We start from the raw sequence: 26,370 nt of genomic DNA, 5'->3' as shown, positions 1-26,370 counted from the left end.
CCGGACGGCAGCGTCCGGGACTGAGCAAGGATCCGTCGAGGGGATGGCAATGGGCCGGAAGCGGGCATCGGTGCGCCGGGAGGAGATCCTCGCGGCGACCGTCGACGAGATCGAGGCGACCGGACTGCGTGCGCTGCGCGTCGCCGACGTCGCCGGGCGCCTCGGCCTGAGCGCGAGCCTCGTCATCTACCACTTCCAGACGAAGGAAGCCCTCGTCGCGGCCGCCTTCGCCCACGCCGGCGAGTCCGACCTCAACCGCGCCCGCGAGATCGTCGACACCGACGCCCCGGCGACGGCACGACTGTCCGACCTCCTCGCGTGGTACCTGCCCAGCGGGTCGACGCGGGCGTGGACGATCTGGATGGACGCGTGGTCCTCGGCGCTCTTCGATGCGGAGATCCAGAGCACGCTCACCGTCCTCGACCGGGAATGGCAGGACGTCTTCGCCAGAGTCATCGCCGACGGCGTCGCCACCGGGGAGTTCGCCCTGGACGGCGAGGACCCGGGGGAGCCTGCCGCGGTCGCGGCGACCCGGCTGCTCGCCTACCTCGACGGCCTCTCCGTCCGCCTCATGGTCGGCCCGGGAGAGGAGGAGCGGGCGACGATGCTCGCGTGGGTCGAGGAGTTCGCTGACACCCTCCTCGCCCGCGATGCCACGTCCGCGGCACCGGGCGGCAGAGCACCCGGGGAATCACTCCCACCGCACTCTTGACGCACGGTCCTCCGGCGCGTCAGACTGGGTCTCAGACGTTACTGAACCGCGGTTCAGTTAAAGACTCGGAGGCCCCATGTTCTTGGACATCACCTGGCAGGATCCCGTCACCGGCACCCACGGATTCGTCGTCATCGACACGCTCGTGCGGGGAAGCGCGTCCGGCGGGCTGCGGATGCGGGAGGGCTGCACCCTCGAGGAGGTCCGCGGTCTCGCCGAAGGGATGACCCGCAAGGAGGCGATCCACCTCGTGCCCGGCCGACGCTACGTCCCGCTTGGGGGCGCGAAGGGCGGCATCGACTTCGACCCGCGCGCCGAGGGTGCCACGGACGTCCTCGAGCGCTTCCTCGTCGCCGTCAACCCGATCATGCGGGCGTACTGGGCGCTCGGTGAGGACCTCGGGGTGCGCCAGGACGACATCGACGAGATCCTCGAGCGCCGGGCCCTCGGCAGCGGACTCGCCGCCGTCGAGAAGCTCATGGACGATCCCGAGGACTCCGCCAGGCGCTCGCTCGCCGCATTCGACACCGTCGTCGACGGCATGCCCCAGGACGAGCTCGTCGGCGGGCTCGGCGTCGCCACCGCGGCGCTCACCGCACTTGCGGCCGACGGACGCTCCCCGGAGGGGGCGACCGCGGTCATCCAGGGGTTCGGGTCGATGGGCGGGGCCACCGCCCGCTTCCTCGCCGAGGCGGGGGTCCGGGTCGTCGGCATCGCCGATGCCGACGGCTTCGTCTCCAACCCCGAGGGCCTCGACGTCGAGACCCTGCTCGCGACCCGGGACCCCTTCGGCGGGGTCTCCCGAGACGCCCTGCGCCCCGGCGACCAGGTCGGCGACCGCGACGACTGGCTCGCCGCCGACGCCGACATCCTCATCCCTGCCGCCGTGAGCTATGCGATCACCCCGGAGAACGCGGGACGGATCACAGCGAAGTACATCGTCGAAGCCGCGAACATGCCCGTCCTGCCCGAGGCGGAGGAGCTGCTCGCCGCGCGCGGTGTGGTCGTCGTTCCCGACTTCCTCGCGAACTCCGCGACCAACGCGTGGTGGTGGTGGGTCGCATTCGGCGACATCGACGGCAGCTGGGAGCAGAGCCGGGAGATCATCACCGACACCCTCGGGGCGCTGACGAGCGAGGCCCTCTCCACGGCGAAGGACGAGGGCATCAGCCCGCGCGCCGCCGCGCAGCGGAAGGTCGACGCGAACCTCGTCGAGCTCGAGGCTGTCACAGCTTCAGCGGGCGGGAGGTAGGTCCGACGTGGACGTGTTCTTCGATCCGCGCAGCGTCGCCGTCCTCGGGGCCTCGAACGACCCCGCGAAGTGGGGGTTCTGGCTCGCCGCCGGAGCGCTGACCGGAGCGGAACGACGCCGGGTCTTCCTCGTCAATGCGCGCGCAACCTCGATCCAGGGGGAGCGGACGTGGGCACGACTGCGCGACCTGCCCGAAGTGCCCGAACTCCTCGTCGTCTCCATCCCCGGCACCGCCGTGGCGGGCGTCGTCACCGAGGCGCTCGACCTCGGCGTGCGCGCCTTCCTCATCATCTCGACCCGGGTTCCGCAGGCGGAGGAGCTCGCCGAGGCGATCACCGCGGCCGGCGCCCGTCTCATCGGACCCGGGTCGCTCGGGCTCGTCGACTCCGCCAACGAGCTCCTCCTCGCGTGGGGGCACTTCACCCCGGGATCGCTCGCCGTGGTCACCCAGAGCGGACAGCTCGGTTCGGAGATCGCCACGCTCTCGGCGCGCAGCGGACTCGGCATCTCCCGTTTCGCCTCGATCGGCGGACAGTCAGACGTCCGCGCCGCAGAGATCCTCGATTCCCTCGTCGACGATCCGGACACGAGCCAGGTCGCGCTCTACCTCGAATCCTTCACCGGAGGCACGGCCCTCGTGGCGGCGATGCAGCGCCTGCGGGCGGCAGGGAAGCCGACGATGATCCTCACCACCGGGGCGTCGAATGCGGGACAGCGACTCGCGCGCTCGCACACGGGCTCGCTCACCTCGGCGATCGATGCCGTCGACGCCGCGTGCCGGAAGGCCGGCGCGATCCGCCTCGCTTCGCCCTCGGAGATCGTCGAACTCGCCGGCTTCTTCGCCTCGTCGTGGCTGCCCGGCGGGCGTCGGGTCGGCATCGTCTCCGACTCCGGCGGTCAAGGGGCGATCGCCGCGGACATCGCCGAACTTCACGGGCTCACCGTCGACCCCGTAGCCGAGCCCGTGCGCGCCCGCGTCGAGGCGCTCCTACCCGAGGCCGGGCACGTCGAGAACCCCGTCGACCTCGACGGGGCAGGAGAGTCGGACCTCGGCATCTACGTCCGCGTCGTGCGCGAACTCCTCGCCGACGAGCGCGTCGACGCCGTCGTCCTCAGCGGCTACTTCGGGTGCTACGGGGAGAACACCCCCGAGCTCCTCGAGGCGGAGCTGGCCGAGGTCGAGGAGCTCGGCCGGGCGGCGATGGAGCACCGCAAGCCGCTGCTCGTCCATTCGATGAGTGCGGACTCCCAGGCCGTGGCCGACATGTGGGCCCGCGCCGTGCCCTGCTACCGGTCGATCGACACGACGATGCGGGTGCTCTCCCGCGCCGCCTTCTACTCCTCCCATGCGGGGCGGATCGCCGAGGCGTTCGAGCTCTCGGGCACCGTCACCCCGTGGGGCCGCGGGTACTCGGCGGCGCGCGAGACGATCATCTCCGCAGGTGTTGAGGTGCCCCGTGCCGTGACCGTGGCCGAGGGTGATGACCTCGCCGAGGCGGTCGGTGCCGCCGAGCTCACCCCGCCGTTCGTCCTCAAGGCGGGGTGGCCTGCGCACAAGACCGAGGTCGGGGGCATCGCCCTGGGCCTGCGGGATCTCGCCGCACTCGAGGCAGCGCACAAGGACATGGTCTCCCGCCTCGGCGCCGGCGAGTACATCGTCGAGGAGATGGACGGACGCAATCACGTCGTCGAGATCCTCGTCGGCGGGCGGCAGGACGAGAACTTCGGGCCGATCGTCATGGTCGGGGCCGGCGGCACGGAGACCGAGCTCTACAACGACACCCGGCTCGAGCTTCGCCCCGGTCTCGCGCGCGGAGGCCCACGACATGCTCACCCAGCTCACGTGCTACCGCCTGCTCCAGGGCTGGCGGGGCCGGCCGGCGGCCGACGTCGAGAGCCTCGTCGACGTCGTCGTCTCCGTCTCCCGGCTCATCGCCGCGAACAACGAGATCGCCGAGGTCGAGATCAACCCCGTCCGCGTCGCCGAATCCGGCGCCATCGCCGTCGATGCCCTCGTCCTCACCGCGACCGGAGACGACGCCGAGGCGACCGGAGAGGACGCCGAGGCGGGCAGCGAGGACGCCGCCTCCACGGCGGCGGCTCCCGTCCACCGCACGAACGACGTTTCAGAGGAGATGCGAGCATGACCGAACTCACCGGCGGCGGCCACCTGGCCAAGGCACTGGCGGCCGAGGGCGTCACCCGCGTCTTCGGCATCCCCGGCACCCACAACCTCGAGGTCTTTGCGCAGCTGAGCGCCGAGGGCATCGACATCGTCTCCCCGCGCCACGAGCAGGGGGCGGGGTACATGGCCGACGGTGCGGCCCGGACCACCGGCGACATCGCGGTCGTCGTCACCACCACGGGCCCAGCCGTGCTCAACGCGCTCACCGCGCTGCTCCAGTCGTTCACCGACTCCGTCCCCGTCCTCCTCATCGGCCCCGGCATGCCGCTGACCCACCCCGGCCGCGGCACCGGACTCCTCCACGAGGTGCGCAACCAGGCGCTCGCGATCGAGGCGATCCTCGGTGACAGCCACCGGGTGACGAGCGTGCCCGAGGTCTCCCTCGCCGTCGGTCAGGCGCTCACCGTGATGCGCTCGGGACGGCCGCGGCCGGCGTTCATCGAGATCCCCCTCGACCTCATCGAGGCGAGCGGCCCCGGCGTCCTCCACCCGTCCGTGACCCGTCCGCTGCCGCAGGTGAGCGTGTCCGCGATCGAGTCCGCCGCCGAGGCGCTCGCCGACTCCCAGCATCCTCTCCTCATCGTCGGGGCCGGGGCCCACGGGGCGGGGGAGGAGGTCATCGACCTCGCCGAGGCGCTCGGGGCGGGGATCGTCCTCTCGTCGAACGCGAAGGGCGCCGTCGCCGATGACCATCCGGTCGTGCTCGGGGCGATCGGGTTCCTCCCGGAGCTGCCGGAGATCCTCGGGCAGGCCGACGCCGTCGTCGCGATCGGCACCGAACTCGCGCCGAGCGACTTCTGGCCCCAGCCACTGCCCCTGCCCGGCACCGTCGTGCGCATCGACATCGACGAGATGCAGATGCTGAGGAACGCCGTCGTCACCCACCCGATCGTCGCCGATGCCAAGGAGGCGACCGCCGCACTGACGGCCCAGGCGGGAAGGGTGCGCGAGGCGGGGTCGACGGACGCAGCACGGTCGTGGCGGGTCGGACTCAGGGACGAGGCGATCGCCGCCGCCCGTGAGGGCGCGCCCTGGGCGCCGCTGTGCGAGGGGCTCAACGCATTCACCGCGCTCTCGGAGTCGCCCGTGGTCATCGCCGCGGATTCGACGATGGCCTGCTACTACGGCGTGCAGACCGGGTGGCGGGCCAGACACGGCGACCGTTTCCTCTATCCCGCCGGTGCCGGCACCCTCGGCTACGGGCTGCCCGCGGGGATCGGGGCGAAGATCGCAGCCCCCGAGTCGCGTGTCATCGCCGTCGAAGGCGACGGCGGGTCGATGTTCACGATCGCCGAGCTCTCCGCCGCAGTCCAGGCGCAGGTTTCGCTCACCCTCGTCATCGTCGACAACGGCGGCTATGGGGAGATCCGCAATGAGATGGCCGACAGGGGCGACGTCCCGTCCGGCGTCGTCCTCACCGCCCCCGACTTCCCGGCGCTCGCGACGGCGATGGGTGCCCACGGCGTCCACGTCGAGAGTGCCGAGGAGCTCGCCGCCGCCCTCGCCGAGGCGGTCGAGCGTCCCGGTCCCACCCTCATCCACCTGTTCGAGGACTCCCGCGCCGCCGCGGACATGCTCGGACCCTGACCCGTACCGGCTGACCCTGACCCGCAACGACCGACCCTGACCCAAGGCGACCCACCCCGGCCGACCCCGACCCCACGATCGACCGCCCGCCGACCGGGCGAGACGAAGGAGAACCATGAGCTACACCCCCTGGCCGCTCAGCGACGAGCAGCGCGACGTCATCGACCTCTGCCGGTCCTTCGCCGCCGAGGAGATCCGACCCGCTGCCCGCGCCGTCGACGAGGCCGACACCGAGTCCCCGGTCGGCATCTTCCGGGCTGCTGCGAAGGTCGGGATCACCGACTTCATGATCCCCGAGGAGTACGGAGGCGGCGGATTCACCGACGTCTTCACCCAGTGCCTCGTCCAGGAGCAGCTGTGCTTCGGGGACCCTGGCATCGGGAACTTCGTATGCTCGAACGGCTTCTTCGCCGACCCGATCCTCGCGCTCGGCACACCCGAGCAGAAGGAGGCGTGGCTGCGGCCGCTGACCGGCGACGACCCGAAATTCACAGCACTGGCGACGACGGAACCGGGGTCGGGGTCGGACTCGGCGTCGATCATCACCCGCGCCGACCGTGCCGACGGCGGCTATGTCCTCAACGGGCAGAAGGCATGGATCTCCAATGCCGGCCTCGCCGACTTCTACGTCGTCTTCGCCAAGACCGACCCCGCCCAGCGCTCCCGCGGCGTCACCGCGTTCCTGCTCGAGAAGGACACCCCGGGCATGGAGTTCGGGGCGCCCATGAAGAAGATGGGGCAGCGGGCTATCGTCTGCCGGGAGATCTTCCTCTCCGACGCCTTCGTTCCCGAGGCCAACCGCCTCGGCGGGGAGGGAGAGGGCTTCTACGGGCTCATGCGCACCTTCGACATCTCCCGCGTCGTCCTCGGGGCGGCGGCACTCGGGACCGCGCGGGCCGCGTACGAGTACGCGCGTGACTATGCGCGGGAGCGCACCCAGTTCGGCAAGGCGATCATCGACCATCAGGCGGTGGCGTTCCGGCTCGCGGATATGTCCGCCCGCATCGACGCGGCGTGGCTGCAGGTGCTCAATGCGGCGCGGATGATCGACGCTGGGTCCGCGGTGCCGCGTCAGCGGGTGACCGCCTCGGCGGCGATGGCGAAGCTCAACGCCTCGGAGACGGCGATGTTCTGCACGTGGGCGGCGGTCCAGACGCTCGGGGGCTGGGGCTACTCGCGCGAGCACCCGGTCGAGCAGTGGATGCGCGATGCCAAGCTCGAGGAGATCGAGGAGGGCACGAGCGACATCATGCGCGTGCTCATCTCCCGCAACCTCGTGTGAGGCGCGGCAGCGGGCCTCACACGGGTGGGGGCCGAGATCCGGCACAGGTGGGGTTGTGCCCGCGCACGAGCGGGGCAGAAGGCGTCGAGCGACGACTCGACGCGCGACGATCATTTCTCGTGAGAACCGGAATAGCGCGGTCGATGGGTGTGTTGTTCGAGATGAGGCCCTGATATAGGGTCGAAAATGAAGCCGCCGGACCAGGCGGGCATCAATTCTCTTCAGGAGGAATCACATGGCTGAGCAGTACACGCTTCCGGAACTGCCCTACGACTACTCCGCTCTCGAGCCGCACATCTCGGCTCGCATCATGGAGCTGCATCACGACAAGCACCACGCGACCTACGTCAAGGGCGCGAACACCGCGGTCGAGCAGATCGCCGAGGCGCGCGAATCCGGCAACCTCGCGAACCTGCCCAAGCTCATCCGTGACCTCTCGTTCAACCTCGGCGGTCACGTCAACCACTCGATCTTCTGGCAGAACATGTCCCCGGACGGCGGCGACAAGCCCGTCGGCGAGCTCGCTGCCGCGATCGACGACCAGTTCGGCTCGTTCGACAAGTTCCGCGAGGTCTTCACGACCGCTGCGACGACGATCCAGGGCTCGGGTTGGGCCGTGCTCGTCTACGATCAGCTCGGCGGCAACCTCTTCGTCGAACAGCTCCACGACCAGCAGTCGGACATCCAGCAGGGCGGAACCCCGATCCTCCAGCTCGACATGTGGGAGCACGCGTTCTACCTCGACTACCAGAACGTCAAGCCGGACTACGTCAAGGCCTGGTGGAACATCGTCAACTGGGAGGACGCCGGTGCCCGCTTCGACCGCGCGGTCAACCAGACCAAGGGTCTGCTCCTCGGCTGAGGCCCTTCTGATCTGAGCGCTCGCCCCGACCGGGTATGAGGTGGGTGGCGATCACGCTCGCGCGACGGCTCGGACTCCATGGCGGAGTCCGAGCCGTCGTCGTGTCTGCGGAGCACCAGCGGCACCATCGCGGTCTGCCCGCACACATTCGAGCAACCCTCCGGGGCGTTCAACAACCCAGCGTGAGGTTGCCGAGTGCCCGGAGGGTGGCTGGAGTCGACACCGCTAGGGTGAGACCATGACCGTGCACGTGAGATCGTGGTCGACGGACGACGCCGAGGCGCTCGTCGACATCTACGCGAACGCCGACGCTGAGCTGCGATCGAATATCCCCGACGACCGCGGAATCTCCGGGGCCAGCGAATGGCTCGACCGCGTGCTCGCTGCGAAAGCCGACGGTACCGGGTGGGCGCTCGCAATCGTCGAAGCCGACGGCGACCTTTTCGGCAATGTCATGGCCTCATGCATCGAACAGCGGCATTCGACGGCGTGGATCTCGTACTGGCTCACCGCCTCGGCGCGCGGTCGCGGGCTTGCATCGTCGGCGTTGCGCACCCTCGTCGATGTCGCCCATGACGAGCTCGACGTCTACCGCCTCGAACTCGGCTACCGGGTGAACAATCCCGCGTCGGCCGCTGTCGCACGGGCTGCCGGGTTCCTCGTCGAAGGCCGGGAACGCGAGAAGCTGCTCTATGACGGCGTCCGCTTCGACACTGAGGTGTGCGCCCGCCTCTCCGGCGATCCGCGGTCACCGGGTCGCCGCCTCCCGGTTCGGCAGTGACGCAACGTCGCGGTTGCTGAGTGTGCTGCTCGTGTCGACCCCGCCATCCGAGCAACCCTCCGGGGCGCTCAGCAACCCAGCGTGAGGTTGCCGAGTGCCCGGAAGGTGGCTGAGCGCGGCTCGATCGCTGACAACGGCACCGAACCCGAGTCGCTAGACTGTCCTGCGGACGAATGCGTCCGGACACAGCAGGTTCTCAGAGGGAGTGAGCGCACATGAAGGTCGCCGTCATCGGAGCACACGGGCGCATGGGTGCGCAGGCCGTCGAGGCAGTCAAGGACGCCGACGGGCTCGACCTCGTCGCCGCGCTCGGCAGCTCCGACTCGCTCGAAACGCTCACCGACCTCGATGTCGACGTCGCCGTCGAGCTCACCGTGCCCAAGGCGACCGAGGACAACGTCCGCTTCCTCGTCGAGCACGACATCGACACCGTCGTCGGCACCACCGGTTGGGACGCGGACCGGCTCGACCGCCTCCGCGACCTCCTCGCCGACCACCCTGACACCGCCGTGCTCATCGCCCCGAACTTCTCGATCGGCGCGGTGCTGGCGATGCGCTTCGCCGAGGTGGCCGCCCCCTACTTCGATTCCGCCGAGGTCGTCGAGATCCACCATCCCCGCAAGCTCGACGCCCCCTCCGGCACGGCCGTGCACACCGCCCAGCGGATCGCCGCTGCCAGGAAGGCCGCCGACCTGCCAGCCGTTCCCGACGCCACCGACTCCGATCCTGACGGTGCGCGCGGAGCGGTCATCGACGGCATCCACGTCCACGCCATCCGCCAGCTCGGCATGACCGCCTCCGAGGAGATCCACTTCGGTGCGGCAGGGGAGGCCCTGACGATCCGCACGGACTCGTTCTCCACCTCGGCGTTCATGCCGGGGATCATCACCGCGGTCCGCGCGATCGGGGACCGCACCGGCATCATCCACGGCCTCGAGAACATGCTCGACCTCTGATGTCGAAGGCGAAGATCGGAGCGATCGTCGTCTCCGTCCTCCTGGCGTTCTACTTCGTCATCATGGGACAGCGGGCGTGGATCCTCATCCGCGAACCCGACCTCGTCCCCAAGCTCATGGGGGTGGCGCTCTTCGTCCTGCCCGTCGTCGGTGCCTGGGCGCTCATCATGGAGCTCCTCTTCGGCGCGCGCATGGAGAAGCTCGCCCGGATCCTCGAAGCCGAGGGCGGCCTGCCCGTCGACGACCTGCCCCGCACACCGGGCGGCCGGATCGTCCAGGAGGCCGCCGACGAAGCCTTCGCCCAGTACCAGTCGGAGGCCGAGGCCGCACCCGAGGACTGGCGTTCATGGTTCCGTCTCTCGTGTGCCTACGACGCGAGCGGCGACCGCAGGCGAGCCCGGTCGACGATGCGCAAGGCGATCACGATGGAGCGGACTGGCCGGGCCTGAAGCCTGCGCGTCGGGACTGACGTCTGCACGGAGGTTTCCGAGGGCTCAGGCCTCGCGGCTCAGACTCCGCCGGACCCCTCGCGGGACTCCTCTCGCTCCGGTCGTTTCGGACTGACCGCTTTGACGAGCGAGGCGATCACCCCTTCGAGCGGTCCGCGCGGGCTGACGAAGAGCTTCCACACGATCGCGAAGACGATGAAGCTCACCGCATGGATGGCGTACTCCGTCGTCAGCTTGACGGGGTCGCCCGACTCGACCATCGGCGCGGGCTGGAAGTACGGGTGCGTGATCTCGACGAGGATGACGTGAGCGGCGTAGACCGTCAGCGGCATCGACCCCGGTGCGCTGAGGGGAGCGAGGAGCCATGACCGCCTACCCAGCAGAATCGCGGCGGCCTGGCAGACGGCGATCGCCGCAAGCGAAGTGCCGGCGGTGGAGATGAGGTCGAAGGGCGTGGCCGAATGCGGTCCCGCGATCGCCAGCCACCACCATGAGTCCGGCGGGGTGACGCCGTAGCTGTTGACGTACAGCGCCGCTGTCAGGTCGGCGCCGCTGGCCGCGGCGACGGCTTCGAGCTCCTGCAGGCCGCCGGCGACGTTGAGGAGCAGCCACGACGCTCCGCGGCCGATGAGGAAGAGCGCGACTCCTGCGACGAACAGCGCAGTGAGGTGCTTGCCGATGTCGATCTTCGCCACCGCCATGCCGAGGAGGATGTACGCCATCCATTGGAGGATCGGATAGTACCCGGTGAGGACGAGTTCGAGTGCCGCGTTCTCCAGGGATCCGAGGTCGGTCCACGACATCGGCAGGTATGAGGGCTCCAGGCCGAAGCTGCTTCGCAGCCACATCGAGACGATCGGGCTGACCACCATCCATACGCCGGCGAGCGTGAACAGCGCCCAGGCCCGCAGGCGGAGGAAGAGGAGGGCGATGCCGAACATCACCCCGTAGTTGACGAGGATGACGGCGAGGTTCGTCGTGATCGCACCGAGGAACAGGCCGATGACGATGATCGAGGCCGCTCGGACGAGCACACCCGGCGCGACGTCGCGCAGACGCCCGGTCGCAGCCAGCGTGCTCCGCGTCGAGAGCACCAGCGAACACCCCGCGAGCACCGCGAAGAGCGCCGAGGCCCGACCGGAGAAGACCGTCGCCCACGTCGGCATCGCCTCATCGGTGAGGGGGAAGATGTGCGTGATCATCATCGTCAGCAGCGCGAGTCCGCGGGCGGCATCGAGGCCGACGAGGCGACCGTGGGGGCTCAGGCGGGCGAGGATCCCCGCCGAGGTGGTCGCCGGTTGAGTGCTCATGGAACGATTCTCACATGGTTGCCCAGATATCAGGGCACGTTGGGTATCTTATTGCCATGACCTTCAACCCGAACGCTGACATCAGCACCAACCGGACGAGCCGCCGCGGCCGGAATACGGCGATCGCCGGAGGCGGTGTCGGTGTGGTCGGCCTCCTCGTCTTCCTCATCGGTCCCCTCCTCGGCGTCGACCTCACAGGGCTCATGGGCAGCACGATGCTCGACAGCGGCGAGCAGCAGGGAACCTCGAACGAAGCGGCGATGCTCCAGTGCGACACCGGCGAGGACGCCAACCGCTCGACCGACTGCCGGATGGCCGGCGCACAGGTCGTCCTCGACGACTACTGGGCGCAGAATGTCGAAGGGTACACCCCGCCGCGCCTGACGATCGTCGACGGTCAGACACCCACCCAGTGCGGCACAGCCTCGAACGCGGTCGGCCCCTTCTACTGCCCACCCGAGCGCGGGGTCTACATCGACCCGTCGTTCTTCGACGTCATGCGCCAGCAGTTCGGCGCCTCCGCCGACGACCTCGCGCAGCTCTACATCGTCGGGCACGAGTGGGGCCACCACATCCAGAACATCACCGGCACGATGGAGAAGTACCCGAACAACGGCACCGGACCGGAGAGCAACGGTGTGCGCACGGAGCTTCAGGCCGACTGCTACGCCGGAGCGTGGCTCGGCGACGTCACCACGCTCACCGACGACAACGGCACTCCGTACCTCGAACCGCCGACGCAGAAGCATCTCGACGACGCCCTCAACGCGGCATTCGTCGTCGGCGACGACTACATCCAACAGCAGTCGGGCTTCGTCAACCCCGAAAGCTTCACGCACGGCACGAGCGAGCAGCGTCAGCGCTGGTTCACCAGCGGCTACAACGAGGGCCTCGGCAGCTGCGACGCGTTCGCCGTACCCGGCAGCCAGCTCTGACCGTTTCCCGAAGCAGACCCTGACCGTGCGGCGAGCCCGCCCTGACCGCGCGGCGAGCCCGCGCTGGCCGCGCGGCACACAGAGACGAGACACCTCTTCCGCGGTTATCCATACCGTGATATGAATTACGGGTCAGCACCCGCATGCATCAAGGACGATCCATGTCTCACCTCTTTCCGCACCTCTTCGAGCCGATCACCCTGGGTCCTCGGACCATCCGAAACCGCATCGTCTCATCCGGTCATGACACGGTCCTCGCCGACCATGGGCAGATCGGCCCCGACCTCGTCGCCTACCACGAGGCCCGGGCACAGGGAGGCTGCGGACTCATCGTCCTCCAGGTCTCCGGCGTCCACGAGACCGCCCGCTACACCAACCACGTCCTCATGGCCACCGATGACTCCGCGATCCCCGGCTATCGCGCCGTCGCCGAGGCCGTCCACCGCCACGGCGCGACGATCTTCGCCCAGCTCTTCCACCCCGGCCGCGAGGTCATGGACGGCGACCAGGGCATGGCACCCCGTGCCGTCGCTCCGAGCGACGTCCCGGAGGAGCGGTTCAGAGTCGTCCCCGAAGCCCTGAGCACCGCCACGGTCAAGGACATCATCGCCGGGTACGCGGACTCCGCGGCGCGGATCGCCTCGAGCGGCATCGACGGCGTCGAGATCGTCGCCAGCCACGGCTACCTGCCCATCCAGTTCTTCAACCCGCGCATCAACACCCGCACCGACGACTACGGCGGAACCCCGGAGAACCGACGCCGCTTCCTCACCGAGGTCGTCGAGGGCGTCCGCGCCGCAGTCGGCGACGATGTCGTCGTCGGCCTGCGGATCTCCGGGGAGGAGAAGACCGAGGACGGCCTCGTCGCCGACGAGATCCTCGACCTCATCGGCCACCTCGATGCCCTCGACTGTCTCGACTACTACTCCGTGACCGCCGGGGACTCCTCGACCCTCCAGGGCGCCGTCCACATCGTCCCCTCGATGCAGATCGACCCGGGATACGCGACGACCCTGTCCGCACAGGTGAAGAAGGTCACCGACAGGCCGGTCATGGTCGCCGGCCGGATCAACCAGCCGCACGAGGCCGAAGCGGCGATCGCCGAAGGCCGCACCGATATGGCGATCATGACCCGGGCGATGATCTGCGACCCGGACATCGCAGAGAAGTCCGCGCGCGACGCCGTCGACGAGATCCGCGCGTGCATCGGCTGCAACCAGGCCTGCATCGGCCACTTCCAGATGGGCGTGCCCATCTCGTGCATCCAGCACCCTGAGACCGGCCGCGAGCTCACCTTCCTGCCCCGCCCGCGCGTGCGCCGGGCCGAGCGCGTCCTCGTCATCGGCGGGGGACCGGGCGGTCTCAAGGCAGCCGCCGTCGCCGCCGAAGCAGGACACGACGTCGTCGTCTGTGAAGCGAAGCCCCACCTCGGCGGGGCCGTCCTGCTCGCCCAGACCCTGCCGTACCGGGCGGAGTTCGGTGGGGCCGCGACGAACCTGACCGCCGAGGCGGCCCGCGCCGGAGCCGAGCTGCGCACGTCGACGCCGGTGACCCAGGACGTCCTCGACGATCTCGCCCCCGATCATGTCATCGTCGCCACCGGCGCCGTCGAGCGGATGCCCGCTCTCGAGATCGCCGACGACGCCCTCGTCATCGGGGCCCGCACCTACCTCACCGAGGAGCCGACCCTGCCGACCGGGCGCATCCTCGTCGCCGACTGGAAGGGCGACTGGATCGGGTTGGGAATCGCGCTGCGCCTCGCCGAGGCGGGCCGGCCCGTCACGCTCGCCACCGCCGCGAACTTCGCGGGAGCAGCGATCCAGCAGTACACGCGCACCTTGCTCGTCTCGCAGGCGATGCGGGCCGGGGTCGAGTTCCTGGCCGACGCGCGCCTGGTCGGCATCGACGAGGACACGGGCTACCTCCAGTCGACGCTGTGCGAGATCGTCCACGAGGTCGCGGGGGTGACGGCGACCCTCGTCTCCGCCGCGCCCCGTTCGTCCACCCCGGACCTCGACTTCAGGGGAGCGGACGTCACGGTCATCGGCGATGCCCTGGCCCCGCGCACCGTCGAAGAGGCCGTCTACGAAGGGCTCGTCGCCGCGACAAACCTCTCCCGCACCGAGGCGGTCGGAGCGTGAGCCCGCGACCTCAGCTCGACCCCGCCGAGGTTGCCGCGAGACGCTCGGCGATCCTCGAGGCGACGATCGACGAGATCGTCCGGCGCGGACCCGAGAACGTGCGGATGAAGGACGTCGCCGCCGGTGCCGGAGTCTCCGTCGGCACGGTCCAGTACTACTTCGCCTCCCGCGACGACCTCCTCGTCGAGGCGTTCTCCGCCCACAGCCGAGCCGTCATCGCGGCGATCGCGGACCTCTCCGGCGGATCGGGGACCGCATGGCAGCGGCTCCGGTCGACCTTCGCCGCCGTCCCGACCGTCGGGTCCCACGAGCAGCGGGCGATCGTCTGGGTCGAACTCGTCGCCGCATCCCGCCGCAGTCCCGTTCTCAAGGATTCCGTCGCCGAGGTGTTCGCCGGGTGGCGGACCCACCTCCGTGATCTCATCGCAGGGGGAATCGCCGAGGGCTCCTTCACCCCGCGCATCGGCATCGACCTCATCGTCGACACCCTCATCGCGCAGATCGACGGTTTCGATCTCGCCGTCGCGGCGGGACGGACCGACTTGCGACCCGACCGGATGAGCACGTCGCTCGAAGCGACGGCCGCGTCGCTCCTCGGCGTCGACGCCGCAGCGGCGGCTCACCGGTGACGCGGCTCACCCTGGCATCAGCGCTGCACTGACGCGGCTCGCCCCGGGCCTCAGTCCGGCACTGGCCGAGCCCCGCTGTCAGAGCCTGGCGATGGTCTGGACGTCGTCGCGGAACTCCCGGGCCGTCTCCTCGGACACGGTCGCCCTGGTCGCCCGCAGCGCGTCGAGGTAGTTCTCCGTCGTGAGCACGTCCGTGCGGGCGTCGATGGGCACCCGGTCCTTGCCGAGCGAGGCGGCCAAGGCCTCCTGCGAGGCCCGTCTGGCCGCGTACTCGATGTCGGCCGGGGTGAGCCCGCTGCTGGCATCGACGAGTGCGTCGACGTCGATGTCGCCGATGACGTGGTCGGGGATGTAGCGGGACCAGATGGCGTGCCGGGCGGTCTCGTCGGGCAGGCCGATGGGGATGACGTAGTCGAAGCGGCCATGCCGGAGGAATGCGGCGTCGAGGGCCCGGACGAAGTTCGTCGCACAGATGAGCAGCCGGCCCTCCCGGTCCCGGAACTCCGCGACCTGTTTGAGGAGCTCGTTCGTCACCCCCTGGGTCGGCGACGGCGGTTCGCCGCCGCGCTTCGAGGCGATCTCCTCGACCTCGTCGATGAAGACGACCGCATGCTCGAGCTCGCCGATCTGCTCGAACGAGGTCCGCAGACCCGCGGCCACCCCACCGGGCTCCCCGGACAGGCGGGAGGGGAAGAGCTCGACGAACGGCCAGTCGAGACGGGAGGCCACCGCCTTCGCAAACGTCGTCTTCCCGGTGCCGGGAGGACCGAAGAGCATGACCGCCCGTGGTGGGACGACACCGAAGTGATCGGCGAGGTCGGGTTCGGACAGGGGCACGACGAGACGATCCTCGAGCATGTCCTTCTCCTCCTGCATTCCGCTCACCGCATCCCACAGATGGCGGGGGAGGATGCGGCCGCCGACGCTGCGGAGCAGATCGAGCTCGCGCCGCTGCACCGGCATCTGCCGTTCGAGATAGCGCAGCTGCGAGCGGACCTGGAAGCCGTTGGACTCGAGCCCCGCGAACGCCGGGGACTCCTCAGGCACGAGGATCGAGAGCTTCCCCAGCCCCAGCGGCATGAAATGGCGTTCGAGGGCGTCAAGCAGCCCCGCCTCGGCGTGCTCACCCTGTCCGGACTCATCGGCCACCTCGGCGAGGACATGGAAGAAGACGATCCACCCCTGGGCGTGCGCGGCCCGGCCGACGGCGGCACCGACGATCTCCTCACCGCGGACGGCGACGACGGCATGGTCGTTCTGGCACGACGCGATGACCTCGGGCAGCGAATAGACGGGGGCGGCGGGGGAGGCCTGCGCCGCCTCCCAGAGGCGGACGATCCCGTCGAGGTCGTCGTCGTGGAAATCGCGGATGCGTGTGCGGCTCATCGAACTCTCCTTCGGTGCAGTCGTCACGGGGCGTGAGCACAGCCTATGTGATCTGCGTCTCAGCCGACCACCTCGGCGCGCCTGGACCGGTTCCCCGCAGGTGAGGGCGGCGGCGGTATCCTGGTTCCATGGCGATTCTCGGGGACAGTGCGGCGACCGCCGCGATCGAAGCGTTCGGCACCGTCGGCACGGCAATGGTGACTCCGTTCAACGACGACGGGACCATCGACTGGGCGGGCGTGGAGAAGGTCGCCGACCACCTCGTGAACCTCGGCAACGACATGCTCGTCGTCTCCGGCACCACGGGGGAGTCCCCGACGACGACCGACGACGAGAAGATCGAACTCCTCCGCGTCGTCCGCGGTGCCGTGGGCACCCGCGCGAAGCTCATCGCCGGCACCGGGAACAATGTCACCGCGCACACGGTTGACCTCAGTGAGCGCTCGGCAGCCGCCGGCGCGGACGGCCTCCTCGTCGTCACCCCTTACTACTCGAAGCCGACGCAGCCGGCGATCGCCGCGCACATGCGGGCGGCGGCGGACTCCACGGACCTGCCCGTCATGCTCTACGACATCCCCGGTCGCTCCGGGGTGCCGATCACGACGGAGACGCTCCTCGGACTCGCCGACCACCCGAACATCCTCGCGGTCAAGGACGCCAAGGGCGACCTCTTCGCCTCGCAGACGGTGATGGCCGAATCGTCCCTCGTCTACTACTCGGGGGAGGACGCCCTCAACCTTCCGCTACTGGCCATCGGCGCCCTCGGACTCGTCTCCGTCGCCGGACACGTGTGCTCCGACCGCTTCGCGGCGATGGTCCAGGCCGTCTACGACAACGACCTCGACACAGCGAGGCGGCTGAGCTACGAGACCGCCGGCGTCGTCGACGCCCTCATGAACCACATGCCGGGAGTGATCTCGGCGAAGGCCGCATTGCAGGCCCAGGGAATACTGACCAACCGCGGTACCCGGATGCCGCTGCTCCCAGCAGATGAGGAGCAGACGGCGTTCGTCACCGCCCAACTGACCAGGAGTGGTTACCTCAGTGAATAACGCATTGACCCAAGAGCTCGGTCCACCGCCGAAGATGGACCCGGAAGCGGTCCGCATCGTCGCCCTCGGCGGCCTCGGCGAGGTCGGGCGCAACATGACCGTGTTCGAATACCACGGCAAGATCCTCATCGTCGACGCCGGCGTCCTCTTCCCCGAGGAGGAGCAGCCCGGCGTCGACCTCATCCTCCCCGACTTCTCCTACCTCGACGACCGCCTCGACGACATCGTCGGCCTCGTCCTCACCCACGGCCACGAGGACCACATCGGAGCCGTGCCCTACCTCCTCAAGCGCAAGCCCGACATCCCGATCCTCGGCTCGAAGCTGACGATCGCGCTCATCGAGGCGAAGCTCAAGGAGCACCGGATCAAGCCGATCACCCGCGTCGTCGCGGCCGGTGACACCGACCAGCTCGGGCCCTTCGACCTCGAGTTCGTCGCCGTCAACCACTCGATCCCCGACGCGCTCGCCGTCTTCATCCGCACCGGTGCCGGCAACATCCTCCACACCGGTGACTTCAAGATGGACCAGCTCCCGCTCGACGGCCGGATCACGGACCTGCGCGCCTTCGCCCGCCTCGGCGAGGAGGGCGTCGACCTGTTCATGACGGACTCGACGAACGCCGAGGTCCCCGGCTTCACCGCGCTCGAGAAGGACATCGGCCCGGTGCTCGAGAACCTCTTCGGCCACGCCGAGCGCCGCATCATCGTCGCCTCGTTCTCCTCGCACGTCCACCGCGTGCAGCAGGTGCTCAACGCCGCGAGCGCGCACGGACGCAAGGTCGCCCTCGTCGGCCGGTCGATGGTGCGCAACATGAAGATCGCCGCCGACCTCGGCTACCTCGACGTGCCCAAGGGCGTGCTCATCGACATCAAGGACGTCGACGACCTGCCCGACGACCAGGTCGTGCTCATGTGCACCGGGTCCCAGGGCGAGCCGATGGCAGCGCTCTCCCGCATGGCCAACCGCAACCACCGCATCGAGGTCGGCGACGGCGACACCGTCATCCTCGCCTCCTCGCTCATCCCCGGCAACGAGAACTCGGTGTTCAAGGTCATCAACGGCCTCATGAAGCTCGGCGCGAAGGTGATCTCGAAGGCCGATGCGAAGGTCCACGTCTCCGGTCACGCGTCCGGCGGCGAGCTCCTCTACTGCTACAACATCGTCAAGCCCCGCGGCGTCATGCCCGTCCACGGCGAGTGGCGACACCTGCTCGCCAACGCCCGCCACGCCGAGGCGACCGGGGTCGATCCCGACAACATCGTCCTCGCCGACGACGGTTGGGTCGTCGACCTCAAGGACGGCCACGCCGAGGTGGTCGGTGCCGTCGACTGCAACTACGTCTTCGTCGACGGTTCGTCCGTCGGTGAGATCACCGAGGCGGATCTCAAGGACCGTCTCGTGCTCGCCGGTGAGGGCTTCGTGACGATCTTCCTCGCCGTGAACTCGCAGACGAAGACGCTCATCGCCGGCCCTGAGATCCATGCCCGCGGCGTCGCCGAGAACGACTCCGTCTTCGACTCGATCATCCCCAAGGTGACCAAGGCCGTCGAGGAGGCCCTCGAGTCGGGGACGACGGACCAGTACCAGCTCCAGCAGGTCGTGCGCCGCACGGTCGGGCGCTGGGTGTCCTCGAAGCTGCGGCGCAAGCCGATGATCGTCCCCATGGTCGTCATCGTCTGAGGATCTGCGCGGTCGCCGGCGGCCGGTCGCTTGTCGGCGGCCGCTGGGTGCTGCTTGAGCGCGGTGAGCCGACACGCGCGTGGTGATTTCACCGCGCCTGTGTCGGTTCACCGCGCTTTTGCCGTGTGTGCGGTGGCATGGCGGGCGGATTGCCCGGAGTCGAGGACGCCCAGTGTCGATTCTGGACGCTCGAATCGACACTGCGGGTCCTCAAGTCGCGGGGGAGGGCGGCCGACGCCCGCCGGCGTCAGGCTGAGCGCCCGCTCGCGCCCAGTGCCCACCACGTCAGGCGTTCGCGACGAGCGGCTTTCCTGCCGACTTCCGCGCGAGGACGACGAGGACGATGAGGCCGACGACGACCGCGCTGAGCACCACCGTGCCCGAATTCGCGCCCAGGCCGTTGATGCCGATGAACGCGAGCGCACCGGCAGTGAGCGCGTAGACGAGCATGGGGATCGACGTGCGCCGGATGAGCTCGCCCTCGCGCCCGATGAGACCGACCGTCGCCGAGGCGGCCACGACGTTGTGGACGGCGACCATGTTTCCCGCCGCCCCGCCGACGGCCTGTGCGGCCACCACCGTCTCCGGCGAGGCCGCGCCGATCGCGACGCCGGTGGAGAACTGGAACTGGGAGAACATGATGTTCGAGACCGTGTTCGATCCCGCCACGAATGCGCCGAGCGCCCCGATGAAGGGGGCGAGCAGGGGCCAGGCGTCGCCGACGGTGGAGGCGGCCGCCTCGGCGAGGGTGACCGGCATCGAATCGAGGCCCGCGTTGTTGTAGTCCGACCCGGAGTTGATGAACACGCGCACGAGCGGCAGGGAGCACAGGAGTGCGACGGCGGCTCCGGCGATCTGGCCCCCGGCGATCCGCCACGACGACCCGATCTGCTCCTTCGTCATCCGGTGGATGAGGTAGGTCAGTCCGCACGCGAGGACGAAGATCGCGCCGGGCGACCAGAGCAGATCCATGTTCTGGTTGATCGGGGTTCCGAAGATCCCCTCGATCTTGATCACGGCCGGACCGTTGAGGAACTCCTTGATCGGGGGCACGTTGCGGGTGATGAGGAGGAGGGCGACGACGATGAGGTAGGGCGCCCAGGCTCGGGCCAGTGACATCTTCTTCTGCAGGTGCGCGGCCTCGTCGGCGGGGTCGACGGTGCCCATCCAGAAGGCCGGCCACATCGATCGGGGCGCGAAGTCCCAGACCGTCTTCGGCATGAGGAATCCCATGCGGGAGGTCGTGACGACGATGGCCAACCCGATGAGCCCGCCGAGCAGGGAGGGGAACTCAGGACCGAGGAACATCGCGACGAGGATGTAGGGCACGATCATCGCGAACGCGGAGTAGATCGCGAATGGGGCGACGGCGAGTCCATCGGCGAACCGGCGCCGCTCCCCGAAGAACCCGGTCATCAGGCACGCGAGCAGCAGCGGGATGAGGATGCCGCACACCGCGTGGATGAGGGCGACCTGGACGGCGGTGTGGGCGACGAACTGCGACTGGTCGAGGCCGAGCTGGGCGGCGCGGGCGGCGACGTCGGGCGACATGGACCCTTCCTCCTGGGACAGGCCGGTGCCGATGCCGACGATCATCGGGGTGCCCACGGCACCGAAGCTCACCGGCGTCGACTGGATGATGAGCCCGGCGAGGACCGCGGCGATCGCGGGGAACCCGAGGGCGAGCAGGAGCGGGGCGACGACGGCGGCCGGGGTGCCGAAGCCGGCGGCGCCCTCGATGAAGGACCCGAAGAGCCACGCGACGATGATGACCTGGACCCGCCGGTCGGGGGAGATGGAGACGAAGCCTGCGCGGATCGTCTCGATGGCGCCGGACCGGGTGATCGTCGCGAGCAGGAGGAGTGCGCCGAAGACGATCCACAGCAGTCCGATCGCCACGAGCAGGCCCTGGACGACGGAGGCGGCGATCGTCACCCATTCGATCTGCCATGCGAAGTTCGCGACGAGGGCTGCGGCGATGAGTCCGACGGGCATCGCGTACTTCGCCGGCCAGCGGAAGCCGATGAGGAGGACGCCCGCGAGCAGGATCGGAGTGAGGGCGAGAAGGGCGGCTACGGCAAGGTTGTCCATCGTCGTTCCGATCCGTGGCGACGCTGCCACTGGTAGGGGAGCCGCGGTGGGCACGGCCTCTGGTGTCATCTTTGCCCGGACCGATGTCCCTGGTCAAGGGTGCAGTCCGCTCGCCGAGGCGGGGTGAGGTCGATCGGTCGGGTGGCGTCATCGGTCCGCCGAGGTGGCCCGCCGCCCCCGGCGAGGCGGCCCCCACCCCCGCCGAGGCGGCCCAGCTGTGCCCGCCCGACCGTCAACCTGGCCGCCAGCCCATCCTCCCAACCGGCCTGGTCCGGACGCCAAGGTCGCCTGTGGGTCTTGAGTCGGCTCGCCAGGGCCGATAATGTCGTCAGTGTCGGGCGTCACACGACCTCCGGCAGGAGAGCTCCACCCGGAGAACTCCGGCTGGGGACCTCCACCAGGGGCGTGGGCCGCTCGCTCGCACACAGCGCACCGCTGGCAGTCGGCTGCCCGCGGCTGACGAAGGAGTCGGAGCTCATGACGTTCATCCCCAGAGAGTCAGACGAGACGATTCCCGGCCTGCCCGAGGTCGTCGACGCCGACACGTGGCGCAACGAACGCGCCCAGCTCCTCGACCGGGAGAAGGCCCACACCGCCGAGGCGGACGCCATCGCCGCCGCCCGTCGCACCCTGCCGATGGTCGAGATCGACGGTGACGCCGAGGTCCATGGCGAGGACGGCGCAGTCGCCTTCCGCGAGCTCTTCGACGGCCGCGACGAACTCATCGTCTACAAGCACATGTGGTACGACGGCGCACCCCATCAGGGTCAGTGCGAAGGCTGCACCGCCGTGGCCTGGAGCCTCCAGGACTCCGTCTACCTCAACGCCCGCGGCGTCTCCTTCGCCGTCCTCACCTCCGGGGCGTGGTCCGAGGTCCGCCCGTACGTCCACTTCATGGGATACGAGCAGCCGTGGTTCTCCGTCCGCGGTCTCGACGAACCGCTCGGTGGGGACATGGGGTCCCTGCTCAGCTTCGTTCGCCGAGGCGACCGGGTGTTCCTCACGTATTCGACGACCGGACGGGGTGTCGAACCGGTGACCGGGTTCCTCGGTCTCCTCGACATGACTCCCTTGGGTCGGCGCGAGGGGTGGGAGGACGTGCCCGAGGACTGGCCTGAGGTCCCCGACGCGGGATCGCCCGTCGGCGGACGCGGGTCGCCGGTCGGATGGTACTGGCGCACCGACGACGCGGGACGGGCCACATGGGGCCCGACATCGCGCCCGGTTCCCCAGTGGACGCGGCACGGCGCGGCGCCGGTGACCTCGCTCGGACGCGACGGCCACGGTCACTGAGAACCGCGCCGCGTCGCCCGACGCTGAGACCGGGCGCCCCCGGTCCCCTTCGCGGGGCGCAGGCACGCGGCCCCTGGTGCTGGGCACCCGTCCGGGGTCCCCGACCCCGACGCCACGAACGGGCCATTCTCGGGGTGGTCCCGCCTCGGCGAGGGGGTGTGCGGACACGGCTCCGGCAGAGGTTTGACGAGACGTGGATCACGTCATAGTCTTTTCGGTGTGTGAACAATAAATTTCACGATGTGAAAGTTTCGCCGGTCAAACCCCGTTGCCAGCGATACTCGACGCACCGCAGAGGTGCTGTAGAAGGAGAACCACCGATGACTGCTCATATCGAGAACCTCGACGTTCCCGCAGGGATGGAGATCAGGGGCGAGCTGCCCGACGGGGCGGAGAAGGTGCTCACCCCGCAGGCGCTCGAGCTCATCGCCGAGCTGCACCGGAAATTCAACGGGGACCGCCTCGAGCGTCTCGAGGCCCGCCGGGTGCGCCAGCAGGAGATCGCGAACGGCGCCGACCTCGACTTCCTTCCCGAGACCAAGGAGATCCGCGAGGACGAGACCTGGCAGGTCGCCCCGCCTGCGCCCGGCCTCGAGGACCGTCGCGTCGAGGTCACCGGCCCGACGTACAAGAAGATGACGATCAATGCGCTCAACTCGGGTGCGAAGGTGTGGCTGGCCGACCAGGAGGACGCGAACACCCCGCAGTGGGACTCGGTCATCGGCGGTCAGATCAACCTCCTCGACGCCCTCACCCGCGAGATCGACTTCACCTCGCCCGAGGGCAAGGAGTACACGCTCGCCCCCGACGAGGAGCTGCCGACGATCGTCGTCCGCCCCCGCGGGTGGCACATGCCGGAGAAGCACATCCTCGTCGACGGGGAGGAGACCTCGGGCTCGCTCGTCGACTTCGCGCTCTACTTCGCCACCGCCGGGCAGCTCCAGATCGAGAAGGGCAAGGGCCCGTACTTCTACCTCGCGAAGATGGAGTCCCACCTCGAGGCGCGCCTGTGGAACCAGGTCTTCGAGCACGCTGAGGACTCCTTCGGCCTCGCCCGCGGCACGATCCGTGCGACCGTGCTCATCGAGACCTACCCGGCGGCGTTCGAGATGGAGGAGATCCTCTACGAACTCCGCGAGCACTCCGCGGGCCTCAACGCCGGCCGCTGGGACTACATCTTCTCCGTCATCAAGAACTTCCGCTCCCGCGGCTCCGACTACCTCCTGCCCGACCGTTCGGACGTGACGATGACGGTGCCCTTCATGCGCGCCTATACCGAGCTGCTCGTGCGCACGTGCCACAAGCGCGGGGCGCATGCGATCGGCGGCATGAGCGCGTTCGTCCCGGCAAAGGACCCCGAGGCCAACGAGGCGGCGTTCGCCAAGGTCCGCGAGGACAAGTCCCGTGAGGCCGGCAACGGCTTCGACGGCTCGTGGGTCGCTCACCCGGGCATGGTCGCCCTGTGCAAGGAGGTCTTCACCGAGACCCTCGGCGACAAGCCCAACCAGATCGACAACAAGCGCGAGGACGTCAACGTCACCGCCGCCGAGCTCCTCGACGTCAAGTCCACCCCGGGTGCCATCACCGAGGCGGGGCTGCGGACGAACATCAGCGTCGGCATCCAGTACCTGCGGGCGTGGCTCGAGGGCAACGGTGCGGTCGCCATCCACGGGCTCATGGAGGATGCGGCGACCGCCGAGATCTCCCGCTCCCAGGTGTGGCAGTGGCTCGACGCAGGCGTCGAACTCGACACCGGTGAGAAGGTCACTCGGGAGCTCGTCGAGAAGCTCGTCGCCGAGGAGGTCGCGAAGCTTCCCGGTGACGAATCCGACTGGAAAGACGCCACCGACCTCTTCCTCTCCGTGGCCGTCGCCCCCGACTACGTCGACTTCCTCACCCTCCCCGCCTACGCGAAGATGGCCTGAGGTCCGAGGCCTGAGGCCTGAGGCGCGGGCGTCGTCCGGCGATCAGGCGGCACCGACGCGGTGATCCGACACTCCGCAACCACCGACGCGGTGATCCGACAAAAACGCGGTTAGCAGACCGCGTTTTTGCCGGATCACCGCGTTGTTGTCGATGTGGTCCAGTGGTGTTCCCTCGCCGAGGCGGGGCCGGGGTCACGATGTCGTCGTGGAGTCGGCGAGGGCGTCGAGTTCGCGGGGGAGCGTGCGCATCCCGACCAGCGGGGAGATGAGCACCGGCAGGGCGGAGAGCACGGCGAGGCCCGCGAAGATCCACAGTGTGGCAACGATGCCGATCCCCTGCGCGATGGTCCCGCCGAGGAACGCGCCCACGGGCATCGGACCCCACACGAGGAAGCGGATCGAGGCGTTCATCCGCCCGAGCAGCGGCTTCGGGCACAGCCGCTGGCGGAAGCTCACCTGCGTGACGTTGTAGACGACGACGCAGCATGAGAGGACGAGCCACCCGATGAGCAGCGTCGGCAGCGACGGGAGGACGGAGGCGAGGGGGACGGCGAGTGAGGTGAGGCCGGACAGCGTCGCCGAGACCGCGATCGAGCGGCCCTCGCCGATAACCTTCTGCACCCACGACGAACTCAGTGCCCCGACGATGCCGCCGACGGCACCAAGGGACATGACGAGTCCGAGTTGGAACTGGTTGAGGTCGAGGGTGCGCAGCGCGTAGAGGACGAGGAGTGCGAAGATCGCCGAGGAGGCGAAGTTCGACAGGCCCGTGCATGCGACGATCCGGCGCAGCAGCGGGTGTCCGAAGACGAAGGCGAGGCCCTCGCGGATGTCGGCGACGAGCGTCGGTCTGCTGTCGGGCTGTGGCGTGTCTTCGCGGTGGCGGATGCGGCTGACGAAGAGGCTCGAGAGTCCCATGCACACGCTCGTCACCGCGATCGTCAGTGGTCCGCCGATGAGGCCGACAAGTCCTGACGCCGTCGAGGGGCCGACGACGAGGGCGGTCTGCTGGCTCGCCTGAAGTTTGCCGTTGCCGTCGCCGATCTGGTCGCCCGCGACGATCTCGGGCAGATAGGACTGGTTCGCGACGTCGAAGAAGACGGTGACGACGCCGACGCATGCTGCGACGATGCAGAGCTGGACCATGGTGAGCAGGTCGAGCGCCCACGCGAGCGGGATCGTGAGGAGGAACGCGGCGCGGAGCAGATCGCCTGCGACGATGACCTGCTGCTTGCGCATCCGGTCGACCCAAGCGCCGGCCGGGAGGCTGATGAGGAGGAAGGCGGCGTTCTCGAGCGCGGCGAGGACGCCCATCTCGAACGCGTTCGCCTCGAGCAGCTGCACGGCGATGAGAGGGAGGGCGAAGAGGACGAGCTGGTTGCCGAAGACGGAGACAGTGTCGCCCATCCACAGCTGCCGGAAGTCGTGGTGGCGCCACAGAGAGCGTGGTCCGGTCGGAGAGCCAGAGCTCGACGACGAAGTCGGCAGAGCGCTGTCCGCGGGTGAGGACCTTGGCTCGGTCTGTGTCGCAGTGTCGCTCGACGGTGCTGTCGGGGGCATGCTGCTTGACGACGTGCTTGCGTTCGACGGTGAGTCCGGGGGAGTGGTGCTCGGGCACGATTCCGCCGGCTCTGACTGAGAGGCCGGTGCGGGCAGCGGTGAAAGCATCGGGGGCGGTGTCGTCGGCACCGGTGTAGTCGGCGGATCAGTAGCGTCGTCTGTGCTCATGGGCTCTTCTTCGAGTCAGCGGGAATCACAGCAGTGATTGAGTTCTCTCAATCAGTAGTCTGACACCACTGCGCTCGGCGGACAATGCCCCATTACGAAGTGATTGACTTCTCTCAACCGTTGGCTAGCGTTG

The 26,370-nt window shown here is 69.1% G+C and carries 20 protein-coding genes and 1 pseudogene; 17 read left to right on the top strand and 4 right to left on the bottom strand.

The genetic code is table 11. The features are described from left to right. Positions 1–43 precede the first annotated feature (43 nt). From AC0VYB_RS12175 to AC0VYB_RS12130, 10 genes and pseudogenes are all read left to right on the top strand, one after another. Positions 44–712, top strand: a complete 669-nt coding sequence (locus AC0VYB_RS12175; RefSeq protein WP_227007248.1) for a TetR/AcrR family transcriptional regulator — start codon at positions 44–46, stop codon at positions 710–712. Positions 713–788: 76 nt separating this feature from the next. Then, the gene (locus AC0VYB_RS12170; RefSeq protein ID WP_101624759.1) at positions 789–1,964 is read left to right on the top strand and encodes a Glu/Leu/Phe/Val dehydrogenase dimerization domain-containing protein; all 1,176 of its coding nucleotides are present in this window, start codon (positions 789–791) and stop codon (positions 1,962–1,964) included. A 7-nt stretch (positions 1,965–1,971) separates the two neighbouring features. Next, positions 1,972–3,705 (top strand): annotated as a pseudogene (locus AC0VYB_RS12165) (CoA-binding protein); the annotation flags it as partial. A gap of 85 nt (positions 3,706–3,790) precedes the next feature. Beyond that, positions 3,791–4,111, top strand: coding sequence for an acetate--CoA ligase family protein (locus AC0VYB_RS12160; RefSeq protein WP_475385264.1), 321 nt, complete (start codon positions 3,791–3,793; stop codon positions 4,109–4,111). Continuing rightward, complete coding sequence (locus tag AC0VYB_RS12155) at positions 4,108–5,736, top strand: thiamine pyrophosphate-binding protein (RefSeq protein WP_063249013.1); 1,629 nt, start codon at positions 4,108–4,110, stop codon at positions 5,734–5,736. Before AC0VYB_RS12160 ends, AC0VYB_RS12155 begins: the two co-directional genes overlap by 4 nt. A gap of 115 nt (positions 5,737–5,851) precedes the next feature. Then, positions 5,852–7,018, top strand: coding sequence for an acyl-CoA dehydrogenase family protein (locus AC0VYB_RS12150; protein WP_063249012.1), 1,167 nt, complete (start codon positions 5,852–5,854; stop codon positions 7,016–7,018). 235 nt (positions 7,019–7,253) lie between these two features. Then, positions 7,254–7,880 carry a superoxide dismutase gene (locus AC0VYB_RS12145; protein WP_009378466.1) on the top strand — a complete coding sequence of 209 codons (627 nt, stop codon included), beginning with the start codon at positions 7,254–7,256 and terminating at the stop codon, positions 7,878–7,880. A gap of 238 nt (positions 7,881–8,118) precedes the next feature. After that, positions 8,119–8,661: a GNAT family N-acetyltransferase gene (locus tag AC0VYB_RS12140; protein ID WP_475384721.1), complete on the top strand. Its 543-nt coding sequence runs from the start codon at positions 8,119–8,121 to the stop codon at positions 8,659–8,661. A gap of 215 nt (positions 8,662–8,876) precedes the next feature. After that, positions 8,877–9,617, top strand: coding sequence for a 4-hydroxy-tetrahydrodipicolinate reductase (dapB, locus tag AC0VYB_RS12135; protein WP_063249011.1), 741 nt, complete (start codon positions 8,877–8,879; stop codon positions 9,615–9,617). Further along, the gene (locus AC0VYB_RS12130; RefSeq protein WP_063249010.1) at positions 9,617–10,066 is read left to right on the top strand and encodes a hypothetical protein; all 450 of its coding nucleotides are present in this window, start codon (positions 9,617–9,619) and stop codon (positions 10,064–10,066) included. Before dapB ends, AC0VYB_RS12130 begins: the two co-directional genes overlap by 1 nt. 59 nt (positions 10,067–10,125) lie before the next feature. Here the strand turns inward: AC0VYB_RS12130 and AC0VYB_RS12125 are convergent, their stop codons facing one another. Continuing rightward, positions 10,126–11,376, bottom strand: coding sequence for a heparan-alpha-glucosaminide N-acetyltransferase domain-containing protein (locus AC0VYB_RS12125; protein ID WP_063249009.1), 1,251 nt, complete (start codon positions 11,374–11,376; stop codon positions 10,126–10,128). 56 nt (positions 11,377–11,432) lie between these two features. Between AC0VYB_RS12125 and ypfJ the strand changes: the two genes are divergently transcribed. The 3 genes from ypfJ to AC0VYB_RS12110 all read left to right on the top strand — a co-directional run bounded on the left by ypfJ (position 11,433) and on the right by AC0VYB_RS12110 (position 15,081). Next, positions 11,433–12,311, top strand: coding sequence for a KPN_02809 family neutral zinc metallopeptidase (gene ypfJ / locus AC0VYB_RS12120; RefSeq protein WP_415711440.1), 879 nt, complete (start codon positions 11,433–11,435; stop codon positions 12,309–12,311). Positions 12,312–12,472: 161 nt separating this feature from the next. Further along, a complete protein-coding gene (locus tag AC0VYB_RS12115; RefSeq protein WP_063249007.1) occupies positions 12,473–14,452 on the top strand; it encodes an oxidoreductase in 1,980 nt (659 codons plus the stop codon). Then, positions 14,449–15,081, top strand: a complete 633-nt coding sequence (locus AC0VYB_RS12110) for a TetR/AcrR family transcriptional regulator (RefSeq protein ID WP_009378480.1) — start codon at positions 14,449–14,451, stop codon at positions 15,079–15,081. The genes AC0VYB_RS12115 and AC0VYB_RS12110 overlap by 4 nt, the downstream gene beginning before the upstream one ends. Positions 15,082–15,159: 78 nt before the next feature. Here AC0VYB_RS12110 and AC0VYB_RS12105 read toward each other — a convergent pair whose 3' ends face one another. Then, positions 15,160–16,467 carry an ATP-binding protein gene (locus AC0VYB_RS12105; protein ID WP_063249006.1) on the bottom strand — a complete coding sequence of 436 codons (1,308 nt, stop codon included), beginning with the start codon at positions 16,465–16,467 and terminating at the stop codon, positions 15,160–15,162. Between the two features lie 128 nt (positions 16,468–16,595). Here AC0VYB_RS12105 and dapA point away from each other — a divergent pair, with 128 nt between their 5' ends. Further along, a complete protein-coding gene (gene dapA, locus AC0VYB_RS12100) occupies positions 16,596–17,519 on the top strand; it encodes a 4-hydroxy-tetrahydrodipicolinate synthase (protein ID WP_009378486.1) in 924 nt (307 codons plus the stop codon). A 34-nt stretch (positions 17,520–17,553) separates the two neighbouring features. Further along, positions 17,554–19,200 carry a ribonuclease J gene (locus tag AC0VYB_RS12095; RefSeq protein ID WP_009378488.1) on the top strand — a complete coding sequence of 549 codons (1,647 nt, stop codon included), beginning with the start codon at positions 17,554–17,556 and terminating at the stop codon, positions 19,198–19,200. Positions 19,201–19,485: 285 nt separating this feature from the next. Here the strand turns inward: AC0VYB_RS12095 and AC0VYB_RS12090 are convergent, their stop codons facing one another. Continuing rightward, the gene (locus tag AC0VYB_RS12090; protein WP_063249005.1) at positions 19,486–21,291 is read right to left on the bottom strand and encodes an L-lactate permease; all 1,806 of its coding nucleotides are present in this window, start codon (positions 21,289–21,291) and stop codon (positions 19,486–19,488) included. Positions 21,292–21,768: 477 nt separating this feature from the next. Between AC0VYB_RS12090 and AC0VYB_RS12085 the strand changes: the two genes are divergently transcribed. Further along, complete coding sequence (locus AC0VYB_RS12085) at positions 21,769–22,584, top strand: DUF899 family protein (RefSeq protein ID WP_095376490.1); 816 nt, start codon at positions 21,769–21,771, stop codon at positions 22,582–22,584. Between the two features lie 320 nt (positions 22,585–22,904). After that, positions 22,905–24,509 (top strand): malate synthase A, encoded by a 1,605-nt coding sequence (aceB, locus tag AC0VYB_RS12080; RefSeq protein ID WP_452115582.1) that lies wholly within the window; start codon positions 22,905–22,907, stop codon positions 24,507–24,509. Positions 24,510–24,701: 192 nt separating this feature from the next. Here the strand turns inward: aceB and AC0VYB_RS12075 are convergent, their stop codons facing one another. After that, positions 24,702–25,949, bottom strand: coding sequence for an MFS transporter (locus AC0VYB_RS12075; protein WP_259823303.1), 1,248 nt, complete (start codon positions 25,947–25,949; stop codon positions 24,702–24,704). Positions 25,950–26,370 lie beyond the last annotated feature (421 nt).

The organism is Brevibacterium sp. Z349TD_9 (assembly GCF_056173565.1).
The sequence above is the reverse complement of the archived record's forward strand: the minus strand, read 5'-3'. Positions and strand labels throughout refer to the sequence as shown.